The sequence below is a fragment of the Desulfobacter hydrogenophilus genome (genome assembly GCF_004319545.1).
Lineage (GTDB): Bacteria > Desulfobacterota > Desulfobacteria > Desulfobacterales > Desulfobacteraceae > Desulfobacter > Desulfobacter hydrogenophilus.
Genome location: NZ_CP036313.1, coordinates 5,093,171 through 5,105,161 on the forward strand (window position 1 = coordinate 5,093,171; position 11,991 = coordinate 5,105,161).

Genomic DNA, 11,991 nt, shown 5'->3' on the forward strand with positions numbered 1-11,991 from the left:
TTTTTTTACGAAATTGGGGGGGGGCTTTTGCATTCGCGAAGTAGTCGTTAGGCATCAATTAGCTGACAATAAGAATAATATTATAATCCATTACAGGACATTAAAAAAACCTGTAATGGATTATCTGTTTTATAATTTAACCACTAAACACAACCATGAGTTGTGCACGGCGCTGGAAGATTTTCTTTGATGACTGTATTTTGGCTGCAAACCGGTACTCTCCTGTTGAACCGATTTTAAAAATATCCGGCTTCAGGCCGTTTTTCACCATTTCATGAACAACGTTGGCGGCCCGGGATGCGCCTAACTCCAGATTGGATGGATATTTTGGGGTATGGATGGGATCCGAATCTGCATATCCGTTGACATAAACTTTAACATCATAGGGTTTAAGGAATAGCGCCAGTTTCTTTAAAAAGGATTGGTATTCTTTGGCCAGGGCAGCGCTGCCGGAAGAAAAGAGGATTGGCAGGGTATTGTTAATTTTTGCGCACCTGCCGTCTGCCGCCATAATCTCTATCCAGTCTTCAAGGCCGGCCTTTTTAACAGCCTGTTCAATATCCGGAAATTTTGCCGGCACATTTAATTTACCAGATCCTTTTACACTATTCTTCCTATCCGTATCCGGTGTGGGCGAAACCCGAATCTGTGTTGTCTTATTTTCCGGGGTTTTTTTTATGTCATAAATGTTCTGGTATTTTGCAACTGCACCGGCAAGACGTTTTTTTTGCGCCTCGAGCTGATAAATTTTTTTCTCTTTCACTTCAACAGAGTCATGAAGTAACTTTGGAATGTTTCTTCCGGAATCAGATATACGGTTTATTTTGAGTATAAGCCAGTCAAGGTCTTTCTGAGTATCATGGATTTGTTCATTCAAAACGCCCACCTGGGTCCGGTAGTCTCCAAGGATTCCCTCAAGTTCTATAATTGAATAGGTTTCCGGATCAAGTTGAAGTGTTTGGTAGGCGCTATTTGTAATATTGACACAATAAAAAAGTATTATGTACAAAGATATCAGGACAAACACCACCCTGCCCGGGAATGTTGATGTCAAAGGATAAGATCCCATGTGTCCCCCTGTTAGGATTCTGTTAATTTAAATAAACGTTTTGTTTCAGATATATAACACCTGGAACGTGCTTAGGAATGAGTTCGAAATAACTTAACCTGGCAGCGCGGGCGTCTCGCCCGCATCTTTACAATACCTGCGAACATGCGGGCGAGACGCCCGCGCTCCCGGATATAACAAAATGGGCTAATTATTTAAGACCCGTTCCTTAGCATCATCCATTACCTGCAATACCTACAGGCCACCAGACCATACCTTTTTTCGAAAAATTAATTCTCAATCTTAACCGGGCCAAGGTGATGCCATATTCTCCCTGGGTAATATCCATCACTTCCGTTCCCCTTAACCAGGATTGCGTATGCACCTGGACTTCATCCTGGTTTACCGAACCCCGGCCCGCTTTCATGTAAGCATCCACATAAACGCCACGAACTGTTTCGACCAGTTGCCGATATCCATCGGCAACAGCAGCACGCTCCGCCATGAGTATTGCTTCCCCTTTTGTTAATGCATTTTCAGGCTCAAGCCCTTTGCCAGTCACCTGAAACGTGACAACTTTTTGATTGGCAGCATTGCCTGCAGAAGAATCCAGAACGCCTCCCGGCCCTCCCCTGCTACAGCCCCATAAGGATAAAGCAATTAAACATGCAGACAAAGCCAATAGTTTCTTCATAGCACCTCTCTCCCTTCCGCAGTTGGCAATTTCAAAATCAAATGCGTCGGTCATTGATTCATATATCGTATTCATGTTAAAGACGAATCGTCAGTTAGGGCTTTGAACTTTAGAAACATTGATTTTTCAATATTTACAGTTAAAATAAAGCCGACACCCCACGGTTAAAACGGACAACGAAATGCAATCCAGTTTGAACTATTATAACAACCATACAAAATTTGTACCTTATTTCATAAAAAAAACTGGCCGGGTGTTTACCACAGGTATACTTTTGGTTTTAATATGTTTAAAACCTTTGGCTGCCGGGCATCTTAAAGAAATTGCCACCTATTACATTCGATTTGATCTTAAAAGTTCAAGCCAGCGGATCACCGACGGAAAACTGACAATGCTGCCGGCACATGAGGAGTTCAGGGCGGCAAATTTTTCTTATTTTCCGATATCCGGCATTATCCCGGCCCTGCCCCAGGAAATGGCCCAGACCATTGAGGCCAAAGCAAAACAGAATGCATTTATTCAATTGCTGGAACAAAAGGGACTAAAATCAGTAACAACCCGCAATTATGATACCGTTATCAGCTATGAAGGCTGTGTCCAGATGCCTGTTGCCCTATTTATTTCGTCGTATGACGATACAAATAAAGGATTTCCTTATACTGCCCGGGTTCTTTTCAGCCCGTTAAGCTTTCCGGATGAGTGGGAATCATTGCATCGCCAGTTTAAAATTAAAGAACTTCTTGACAATTTTCTCCTTTTATTCCAATAGCCTTTTTAAATAAACCATGAAAAATAAAATTCAATTATATGTTTTCCTGACTATTTTGGGTCTTTTTCTGACCATTTTCACATCTTTGCATGTTTGGGCCCAAACATCTGGCATTATTTTGTCCGATGATCAGGGCAAAACAATTTATGCAAAAAATCAGAATCAACCTTTAATTCCTGCATCAACCTTGAAAATACTGACCAGCCTTGCGGTAATCAGAACGTTAGGTCCGAATTTCCATTTCCAGACATGGGCCTATTACGACAAAACAACATGTGACCTCTACCTGAAAGGATTTGGAGATCCTTTATTTGTCTCCGAGGAAATAACCAAATTTGCGCATCAAATATCAGGCCATATTTTTAAACAGGTATCTGAAGGCCAAATCTCATCTGCGGTTATCCGAAATATTATTGTGGACCAGACCTATTTTACGCCCCAGATTACAATTCCCGGCGCCGGATCCTCCACCAATCCCTATGACGCCACAAACGGATCGCTGTGTGCCAATTTTAACACAATTTTTTTAAAATGGGACAGTCGGAGCAGGCAATATATTTCTGCTGAAAAGCAAACCCCCTTTCCAGACATTCTGGCACAGCAGATTGCTCCCGGATCAAAAGGAACAGACAGAATTCTTCTATCCTATGATCTTCGGCAAAATTATCCGGGCATACTGATGCACTATTTTTTAAAGACGTCGGGGGTAAACATAACAGGCACTGTCCAGAAAGGCATTTTTGCAGGATCTAATAAAAACTGCATTGTACACACATCCTCCTTTAGTCTGGCAGACATTGTTCAAAAGTTGCTGCAATTTTCAAACAACTTTATTGCAAATCAGCTCATGCTGACCATGGGAGCCCGCACATCCGGTCCGCCGGCTACCCTTGAAAAAGGAACTGCTGTCCTGGATAAATTTGCAGAAGAAACGCTGGGTTTAAGGGGCGTCTCAATTATTGAGGGCTCCGGCTTGTCCCGGCGCAACCGAATAACGCCTGCTCAAATGAGGGATATACTTATTGCATTTATGCCCTGGTATGAATTTTTAAGAAGAGATGGAAATGAATTTTATAAAACCGGTACGCTGTCGGATGTCAGAAGCCGTGCAGGCTTTATTCGTGGGAAAGATAACCGGCTTTACCCTTTTGTGATCATGCTGAATCAAACCAGCACCGGATATGACGCCATCAGGCGTATGCTTAAAGAAAAGGTTGATCTCCAATAATCTTTATTGTTTAATCCACCATGAAGGACATGAAGAATGGCTTTATTCATGTCCTTCATGCTAAAACATCAAGCCCAGTACAGTTTATACTTTAATTAAATTTTAAATTGCTGCTTCTTTGGTTGTGAGGATTGCAAAATTTTCTGAAACCCCGCAGATGGGTGGCGTTTCATTCAAACACCAACCTAATCCCTTGAATGTTCTATATAGGCATAGGCGCTGTGATTGTGAATAGATTCAAAATTCTCTGCGCTCACGGAAAACCAGGTGATGTTGGAATCTTCGATAAGTACCTTGGCCACATCCCTTACAATATCTTCGACAAATTTTGGGTTATTGTACGCTTTTTCCGTGACATATTTTTCATCTGCACGTTTCAGCACGGAATAAATATCACAGGATGCAGCCTGTTCAACCAGATTGACAATCTCTTCAATCCAGATAAATTTATGAAACCGGGCCGCAACAAGCACCTCTCCCCTCTGATTATGGGCGCCATAGTCCGAAATTTCCTTAGAGCAGGGACATACTGAGGTGACAGGCACCGCAACCTTTAACACGATGTCTGCTTTTTTCCGACCATTGGAAGAACCAATGATCGTGCAATTATAGTCCATCAGCCCCTTGGATTGGGTGCAAGGAGATGTTTTTTCGATGAAATAAGGAAAGGATATATCAATATGTGCAGACTTTGCCCCAAGAGAGGCCTTCATATCTTCGAGAATGCTGGTCAGAGAATCAAGTGACACTGGCGTATTAACGGTATGAAGCAATTCAACAAAGCGACTCATATGAGTCCCTTTGCACTGATGGGGTAAATCCACATACATATTGACTTCAGCAACTGTAGACTGGGAGCCGTTTGCTTTATCCCGGACAATCACCGGGTGCTTAAGCCCCTTAATGCCGACTTTATCAATGGGGATATTCCGAAAATCCGGCTGATTCTGTATATCAATCATCATGACATCTCTAAAAGATAATCAGCGGCGATGTTACCCATTGCCCTGAATATATTCCCTTTTATATGTTTATTTTGCTGGTACATCCTTTCAAGCATATCTGCAACATCCTGCCTTTTCGTGTAACCAGCACTTGGGCATGTATTAACAAATTCCGGCAGATCACAAACGTTTGCAAAACTGTCAATCTCATGTTTCTCAACATAGGACAAAGGCCTGATGATATCAAAGCGTCCATCGAAAAATGACTGATTAGGCTTCATTGTTCCTATTTTACCGGCGTAAAAAATATTAATGAACAATGTCTCAATCAAATCATCTTTGTTGTGCCCTAATGCAAGTTTTTTACACCCATGCTCCCGGGCAAGTTCAAACAGGCGGTTACGCCGCAGCTTGCTGCATAAAAAACAGGGATTTTTCTTGTTTTTATCAGAATGAGCAACTCTGCCGTAATTGGTTTTCTCCACCACCATCCCCGGATGAAACTCCTTATATCTTTCATTTATATAAGAATCCAATTTTTTAACAAAAGAATTGTCAAACCCCGGATCTAAATAAACAGGAATCAATTCAAATGCTACAGGGGCTTTTCTTTTTAAAGAAACAAGAAGATGAAAAAGGACCAAACTGTCTTTTCCGCCGGATATCCCCACCAGTATCCGGTCGTTATTTTCGATCATCCGCCAATCGTAAACCGCCTTGCCAAGCAGATGCATCAAACGCTTTGTCAGCCCTTTAGCCAAAACAGATTATTTGGCATCAGACCCAGAATCTTTTTTAACAACGATCCGGCCCGCGGCAATTTCACGCAGGACAGTTACAACATCCTCGTTTCTATAGGATGGTACAAGGAAATCAGCTCCTTCTCTAACCTGGCGGATTCGTTTGGCTGCCAGATGTACAAGCGTGAAGCGATTATCTACATTTTTTAAACAATCTTCTATAGTTACACGTGCCACAGCACTTTCCTTTCTATAATTTTATTGTAATCTCAAGGGACTTGCAAAAAAATCAAATTGAAAAACAATAAATCAAAGGATATTAACAACCTCATAAACCCGTTTTCCGCCCGGTGCCTGAACAACAGCCTCGTCGCCCAATTCTTTTCCGATCAAGGCCGAACCAAGGGGGGAAGAGACAGAAATTTTACCTTTTTTAATATCAGCCTCATCCTCACCGACAATCATGTATTCCTGTTCTTCTTCGGTATCCAGGTTCTCCACAAGAACGCGGCTGGCAAACCGGATCACGTCCTTACCCACAGAGGCAGGATCGATTACTTTGGCGCTTCCGATCTTATAGGAAAGCTCACCGATCCTGCCTTCAATAAAAGACTGGCGTTCTTTTGCAGCATGGTATTCGGCATTTTCAGACAGGTCTCCATGTGCCCTGGCCACTTCAATGGCTTTGATTATCTCAGGACGATCCACGGTTTTTAATTTTTCCAGTTCTTTTTTCAAGGCTGCAAAACCTTGTTTTGTTACAGGTATCTGGTCCAAAATTTAAAATTTACTCCATAGTTATTTAATTGACAACACAGCGCATCGGCGCCTTGTCGTTTTTAATCAGCACATCCTGCCAATAATAGTACTTCCGGCACTTGTTTTATCACCGGGGCTAACACGTATGTCAAAGCCCATGGGTAGATAAAGATCCAAACGGGATCCGAACTGAATCATACCGTACCGGTCGCCTTTGTGAACTTGCTCGCGGATTTTCACGCAGTTAACAATACGCCGGGCAATCAGCCCTGCGATCTGAACACATACATAACGACGGCCATCGTCCGTTCTTATTACCAGCGCATTGCGCTCATTGTGAACACTTGCTTTATCAAAAGATGCATTTACAAACTTACCCGGATGATATTGAACCTTTTCAATCATTCCGCTAAACGGGATACGATTGACATGAACATTGAATACATTCATGAAAATACTGACCTTCCAGCAGGGTTCATCCATGTATTCACACCGGGCAATGCGTTCTACAACAATTACCCTCCCGTCTGCCGGTGAGACCAGAAGATCTTTGCCTTCCGGCACCCGACGTTCAGGGTCCCTGAAAAACCAAGTAATAAATAACGTAATCAGCAGTGCAAGCCCACCTGTTTTCAGGTATCCAAAATAAAAAAACATCCCCGTAACAAGGATGGCTGCAACAACGTATTTGACGCCTGGCATGGCAATGGGAAGCACTGCCTTTGCCGGCCATTTAGATTTGTCCATATCCCCTTACCTAATAGTTCCCGTCTACAAATAGCCAGAACCCAATAGTTATATCAAGTATATCAATATATTGTCAAGCACCTGTTTTTTCTTCAAAATGGATCTGCGCATCGGATTTTCTAAGATAAACCGGGTTCAGGGGGTGATTTTTAAAATCGAACACACCTTCATCAGACAACGCAGAAAGCACAAGAGCACAGGCACTTACCCCGTCCATGGACGGGGTAGAGAGCACGCCCTTGTCATGGGTCCGGCTGTAAATTGTTTCCCGGTATACCTTTGACCCTGAGCCGACAAACAGAGCCTCGGAACCGGCCTGGTCAATGGCGGTCTCCGGGGAACATACCATTTCCGGACCTTTTTGAAGAAGCCTGCCACGGTGGAACTGATATATGGCAGAATACACCTCTTTGCGCTTGGCATCCATCATCACGCACACAGGCTTTTGTGAATAACAAAATCTAAACGCAATACCGTCAAGACTGGAAACCCCGGCACATGGTTTTGATACAGCCCTGGCCAGCCCCTTAACCATGCTGATGCCGATGCGAAGCCCGGTAAAGCTACCCGGCCCCCTGGCTGCAATGAATCCGTCTATCCGGTCGACCGTCATCCCTTCCCTGCTTTCAACGGCTTGCTCAATCATGGGCAAAAGCCCCTTTGAATGAGTCTGCCGGCTAAACAGCCTGGACTCAAAAACAAGGGTGTTCTCTTCAAACAGAGCCATGCTTGCGCCCTGCTCTGCCGTGCTCAGGGCAAAAAGATACATTATTCCTTTTCCAGGGCGATATCCAGAACCTCCCTGACATCCTTCACACAGATGAACGTCAGCTTGGATTTCACAGATTTTGGGATATCATGAAGGTCTTTTTTATTTTTCTCCGGAATGATCACTGTCTTAATGCCGGCCCTTAAAGCCCCTAATGACTTCTCCTTTAGGCCGCCTATGGGCAGCACCCGACCCCGCAAAGAAATCTCACCGGTCATGCCTACCTTGTTGTTCACCTTTTTGCCGGTAAAAGCCGACACAAGGGCCGTAGCAATGGCAATCCCGGCCGAAGGCCCATCCTTGGGAATGGCGCCGGCGGGAACATGGATATGGATGTCGTTGGAATCAAAGGCGTCCTTGTCTATACCCAGAACTTCCTGATTGGCTTTGGTGTAAGTTAATGCGGCCCTCGCAGATTCCTGCATAACCTCACCGATCTGTCCGGTGAGTTGCAACTCTCCTTTACCCGGAAATAACGACGTTTCAATATACAAATGCTCACCACCCACTTCGGTCCATGCAAGTCCTGTGGCCAAGCCGACCTGGCTGTCTTCCTGATCCATTTCATTAATATAGTGAGGCGGGCCAAGATACTTGGTTAAATTCTGACAGGTAACGGCAAACTGCCCCTTTTGACCTTCCGCTATTTGACGGGCAATTTTTCTGCACACCGAGTCCAGTTTTCGCTCAAGCCCCCTGAGACCTGCTTCCAGGGTATATTCTGAAACAATGGACTCTATGGCGTTGGGACTGAAATGAATGGCACGACGGATCAAGCCATTATCTTTGAGCTTTCTTGGCAAAAGATGCTGTTTTGCAATGACCACCTTTTCCTGGCGGGTATATCCGGTAAGATGGATCAACTCCATCCTGTCAAGCAGGGCCGAAGGAATGGTGTCGGCCATATTCGCTGTTAGAACAAACAATACATCTGACAGATCAAAGGGCATATTCAGGTAATGGTCGGAGAACTCGCTATTTTGTTCAGGATCCAATGCCTCCAGAAGTGCAGATGACGGATCCCCTCTGAAATCATTTCCTAATTTGTCAATTTCATCCAGCATAAAAACCGGATTTCTAGTACCGCATTGGCGAAGCCCCTGTAAAATTCTTCCAGGCATGGCACCAATGTATGTTCTGCGGTGCCCCCTGATCTCGGCCTCATCACGAATACCGCCCAAAGAGACCCGATGAAACTTGCGCTTCATGGCCTTGGCAATGGCCCGACCAAGAGAGGTTTTACCCACCCCCGGAGGACCAACAAAGCAAATAATCTGCCCCTTTTTCTTTGGATTGAGTTTACGCACGCTCAAGTATTCAAGAATTCGTTCCTTGGCCTTGTCCAGTCCATAATGATTCTGGTCTAAAACCTCCTGGGCCTTTTTTATGTCTAAAAAATCCTTGGTGGTTTTGCTCCAGGGCAATTCAACAATACAATCCAAATAAGTTCTGACTACAGAGGCTTCGGAAGAATCAAAATGCATCTGTTCTAGACGAGTCAACTGTTTTAAAGCCTCTTTTTCACACGCTTCCGGCAGCTTGCATTTTTTTATTTTCTGTTTGAATTCAACGATCTCGGCAATCTTATCATCGTTTTCCCCGAGTTCTCTATGGATGGCCTTAACCTGTTCACGAAGGTAATAATCCCTCTGGTTTTTTGAGATTTCGTCTTTAACATGAGTCTGAATTTTAGCCTGAACTGTTGACAAATCCAGCTCCCTGGCTAAAAGATCATTAACACGGGTTAAGCGCTCAACAGCATCCGTGGTTTCCAGAAGGGCCTGGGCATCTTCCACCTTAAGGTTGAGGTTAGAGGCAACCAGGTCTGCAAGTTTACCCGGGGAGTCAATATGAGATAAAAGATCGCCCACATCACCTGAGAACTCGCCCTTAAGAGCTAACAGCTTTTCGCTGTTCTCCTTTACGTTGCGCATCAGGGCTTCAATCTCTATATCAAGAGAATCAGGTTCGACATCAGAAACCGTCTCCACTCGGACTTTAAAAAAAGATCGCTTTTGAACGAATTCAATAATTTTTGCTTTAGAAATCCCCTGAACCAAAGCTTTGATCCTGCCGTCAGGCATTTTAATCATCTTCTGGACCCGGGCAATAGTCCCGACATCATAGACATCTGATGGCCCCGGCTTTTCCATATCTGAATCTTTTTGGACCGACAAAAAAACATACCGGTCAAATTCCACAGACTCTTCAATGGCTTTAATGGACTTTTCCCGTCCCACAAACAAGGGAAGCAGCATATCTGTAAAGACCACCACATCCCTGACCGGCATCATGGGAATCACCTTTGGGATTTCTTCGATATTACCTTCTTTTTCAATTATTTCAATCAGATCATCTATATCTGCTTCTGCCATTTATGCTCCTTGATTACATACCGGCCATGGGCCGCGCCTGCATTTTACTACCGGGTGTATCCCCGGCACATGGTGAAAGAATATCAGACCCTTTCATAAAAAAACAGGACCAGACCGAAATCCACTTAACTTCATGTAATTTTTCGGGTTGGCCCTCACATACGGGCTTTGGTGTACCTACGCTTTAAGTTATATTTACAATATATCAGAAAAATATTTTTACAATATCCTTGAAAAAATATTTTTATCATTGGATAGTTCATTTAACTATATCAGAAAACCGTCAAACATCCCAGGTGCTTTAAAATTATATTGATCATTATCCAAGGAGTGTCATGTTCCCGCTATCCGTTTTCATTGCTGTTATGTTCTTTATTTTTGGTGCCTGTATCGGCAGTTTCCTCAACGTGGTAATTTGCCGGATGCCGGAAGGCAAATCCATTGTATCACCGCCGTCTCACTGCCCGACCTGCAACCATACGATTCCATTTTATTTCAATCTCCCGATACTAAGCTTTCTTCTACTCAAAGGGAAATGCGGCTTCTGCAACGCCCCCATTTCCATACGTTATCCTTTGGTGGAGTTTATCACCGGCTTATTGGCCCTGGGGCTTTTTCTAAAATTCGGGATGACGCCGGCTGCAATTTTTTATTTTATATTCAGCGCTGTGCTTATTGCCGTTTCTTTTATTGACCTGGATCACCAAATCATTCCGGACAAATTGTCCCTTCCCGGAATTCTCATTTTTTCCACATCCTGTCTTTTTGTGCCTCAAATGCGCTTTGTTTCAGTGATTTGGGGCATTCTGGCAGGCGGCGGCATTTTATATCTTGTGGCCCTTTGCTACTATCACATCCGCAGGCACCAGGGTATGGGGGGCGGAGACATCAAACTATTAGCCATGATTGGTGCAGCCACAGGCATAAAAGGTGTCTTTTTCACATTGTTTACAGGCTCAGTCTTCGGTACCTTTGGCGGAATGATTGCCATGGCAAGGGCAGGAAAATCCCAAAAAAGACAGACAAAAATCCCCTTCGGACCCTTTCTTTCCCTTGGCGCCATTCTCTACATTTTCTGGGGGGAGTCCATAATTCGGTGGTATATCAATTTCCTTAAATAATGTTTAAACAGCTCAACAAAGGTGCACACGTCCACAAAGTCGCCCATCTGCACCTTGCATCTGGGCGACTTTTTATTCAGACACGGTTTTTATATTCAGACACTGACAAATATTTTTACAGGCTGATAACCGTCGCATCACAGGACAAGTTGATAAATTCGGCAGCCGAGGCCATACGCGCACCCTCAATAAGATCATCATCTTTAATCTGCCGGGCCTTGGCGCAGGGCGTGCAGACTAAAATCGGCACATCATGCGCCTGAAGATATGCCAGAAGATCATCTGCCACATCACCGGTGGCCGCCCGGACATGGGTAATGATACCCTCTTTAGCCAAATACACCCCTTCATCCAGCAGGAAAAGGTTGGTATTTTTTTCTTCCTTGTGCGCTATGGTTGCAAGATGAATCGCCCGGGTGGCCCGGTTGGTGTCATTGGTGCCGCAGGATAACGCAATTACCACGTTGTTTGTCATGATTTCCTCCTAAATTGAAAAATTTTTGAAAATTTTAATAGTCTATGGAAAATGGTTGAAATACCCATGTCACACTAATATTTTTAAATTCCTTTTGAATGTCGACATACGAATTAAGCAAAAACCTCGCCCAAGGAAACCCAAATATGACAGAAAACATTAAATTCATGGATATATGCCCGCCGGCGCCTTAAATATAAAACTTAATATTCATGACAAGATAGAAGGTGACACACAAATGCTTTGTTAGGTGTCTCAAAACATTTGTGTATAGATACACATTTGCTTCGAAATCATGTAGTTAAGAATCACGGCAATCATA

13 protein-coding genes are annotated in these 11,991 nt (G+C 43.8%); 3 read left to right on the forward strand and 10 right to left on the reverse strand.

Annotation, left to right across the window (positions count from 1 at the left end; translation table 11 throughout):
* Positions 1–136: 136 nt before the first annotated feature.
* Both EYB58_RS22680 and EYB58_RS22685 read right to left on the reverse strand, forming a co-directional pair.
* The gene (locus tag EYB58_RS22680) at positions 137–1,069 is read right to left on the reverse strand and encodes an OmpA/MotB family protein (RefSeq protein WP_111956535.1); all 933 of its coding nucleotides are present in this window, start codon (positions 1,067–1,069) and stop codon (positions 137–139) included.
* Positions 1,070–1,283: 214 nt separating this feature from the next.
* Positions 1,284–1,742, reverse strand: coding sequence for an LPP20 family lipoprotein (locus tag EYB58_RS22685; RefSeq protein ID WP_111956671.1), 459 nt, complete (start codon positions 1,740–1,742; stop codon positions 1,284–1,286).
* 274 nt (positions 1,743–2,016) lie between these two features.
* Between EYB58_RS22685 and EYB58_RS22690 the strand changes: the two genes are divergently transcribed.
* Positions 2,017–2,511 carry a hypothetical protein gene (locus tag EYB58_RS22690; RefSeq protein ID WP_242637490.1) on the forward strand — a complete coding sequence of 165 codons (495 nt, stop codon included), beginning with the start codon at positions 2,017–2,019 and terminating at the stop codon, positions 2,509–2,511.
* Positions 2,512–2,527: 16 nt separating this feature from the next.
* Positions 2,528–3,739 carry a D-alanyl-D-alanine carboxypeptidase/D-alanyl-D-alanine-endopeptidase gene (locus EYB58_RS22695; protein WP_111956539.1) on the forward strand — a complete coding sequence of 404 codons (1,212 nt, stop codon included), beginning with the start codon at positions 2,528–2,530 and terminating at the stop codon, positions 3,737–3,739.
* A 185-nt stretch (positions 3,740–3,924) separates the two neighbouring features.
* Here EYB58_RS22695 and folE2 read toward each other — a convergent pair whose 3' ends face one another.
* The 7 genes from folE2 to lon all read right to left on the reverse strand — a co-directional run bounded on the left by folE2 (position 3,925) and on the right by lon (position 10,073).
* Positions 3,925–4,704, reverse strand: a complete 780-nt coding sequence (gene folE2, locus EYB58_RS22700) for a GTP cyclohydrolase FolE2 (protein WP_111956541.1) — start codon at positions 4,702–4,704, stop codon at positions 3,925–3,927.
* Complete coding sequence (locus tag EYB58_RS22705) at positions 4,701–5,381, reverse strand: PP-loop family protein (protein ID WP_278186296.1); 681 nt, start codon at positions 5,379–5,381, stop codon at positions 4,701–4,703. The genes folE2 and EYB58_RS22705 overlap by 4 nt, the downstream gene beginning before the upstream one ends.
* Positions 5,382–5,450: 69 nt before the next feature.
* A complete protein-coding gene (gene rpoZ, locus EYB58_RS22710) occupies positions 5,451–5,660 on the reverse strand; it encodes a DNA-directed RNA polymerase subunit omega (RefSeq protein WP_111956545.1) in 210 nt (69 codons plus the stop codon).
* 72 nt (positions 5,661–5,732) lie between these two features.
* Positions 5,733–6,200, reverse strand: coding sequence for a transcription elongation factor GreA (greA, locus tag EYB58_RS22715; protein WP_111956547.1), 468 nt, complete (start codon positions 6,198–6,200; stop codon positions 5,733–5,735).
* A gap of 66 nt (positions 6,201–6,266) precedes the next feature.
* Positions 6,267–6,929 carry a phosphatidylserine decarboxylase family protein gene (locus EYB58_RS22720; RefSeq protein ID WP_111956549.1) on the reverse strand — a complete coding sequence of 221 codons (663 nt, stop codon included), beginning with the start codon at positions 6,927–6,929 and terminating at the stop codon, positions 6,267–6,269.
* Positions 6,930–7,002: 73 nt separating this feature from the next.
* Positions 7,003–7,698, reverse strand: a complete 696-nt coding sequence (tsaB, locus tag EYB58_RS22725; protein ID WP_111956551.1) for a tRNA (adenosine(37)-N6)-threonylcarbamoyltransferase complex dimerization subunit type 1 TsaB — start codon at positions 7,696–7,698, stop codon at positions 7,003–7,005.
* On the reverse strand, positions 7,698–10,073 hold the full coding sequence (lon, locus tag EYB58_RS22730; protein WP_111956553.1) for an endopeptidase La: 2,376 nt from the start codon (positions 10,071–10,073) through the stop codon (positions 7,698–7,700). Before lon ends, tsaB begins: the two co-directional genes overlap by 1 nt.
* 335 nt (positions 10,074–10,408) lie before the next feature.
* On the opposite strand from lon, the gene EYB58_RS22735 reads away from it, so the two are divergent.
* Positions 10,409–11,194, forward strand: a complete 786-nt coding sequence (locus EYB58_RS22735) for a prepilin peptidase (protein WP_111956555.1) — start codon at positions 10,409–10,411, stop codon at positions 11,192–11,194.
* Between the two features lie 115 nt (positions 11,195–11,309).
* Here EYB58_RS22735 and EYB58_RS22740 read toward each other — a convergent pair whose 3' ends face one another.
* Positions 11,310–11,669, reverse strand: coding sequence for a DsrE family protein (locus tag EYB58_RS22740; RefSeq protein WP_111956557.1), 360 nt, complete (start codon positions 11,667–11,669; stop codon positions 11,310–11,312).
* Between the last annotated feature and the right edge of the window lie 322 nt (positions 11,670–11,991).

Coding starts and splice junctions, on each gene's coding strand:
- EYB58_RS22680 (WP_111956535.1), bottom strand. CDS start 1,069: ATGGGATCTTATCCTTTGACATCAACATTCCCGGGCAGGGTGGTGTTT.
- EYB58_RS22685 (WP_111956671.1), bottom strand. CDS start 1,742: ATGAAGAAACTATTGGCTTTGTCTGCATGTTTAATTGCTTTATCCTTA.
- EYB58_RS22695 (WP_111956539.1), top strand. CDS start 2,528: ATGAAAAATAAAATTCAATTATATGTTTTCCTGACTATTTTGGGTCTT.
- folE2 (WP_111956541.1), bottom strand. CDS start 4,704: ATGATGATTGATATACAGAATCAGCCGGATTTTCGGAATATCCCCATT.
- EYB58_RS22705 (WP_278186296.1), bottom strand. CDS start 5,381: ATGATCGAAAATAACGACCGGATACTGGTGGGGATATCCGGCGGAAAA.
- EYB58_RS22720 (WP_111956549.1), bottom strand. CDS start 6,929: ATGGACAAATCTAAATGGCCGGCAAAGGCAGTGCTTCCCATTGCCATG.
- tsaB (WP_111956551.1), bottom strand. CDS start 7,698: ATGTATCTTTTTGCCCTGAGCACGGCAGAGCAGGGCGCAAGCATGGCT.
- lon (WP_111956553.1), bottom strand. CDS start 10,073: ATGGCAGAAGCAGATATAGATGATCTGATTGAAATAATTGAAAAAGAA.
- EYB58_RS22735 (WP_111956555.1), top strand. CDS start 10,409: ATGTTCCCGCTATCCGTTTTCATTGCTGTTATGTTCTTTATTTTTGGT.
- EYB58_RS22740 (WP_111956557.1), bottom strand. CDS start 11,669: ATGACAAACAACGTGGTAATTGCGTTATCCTGCGGCACCAATGACACC.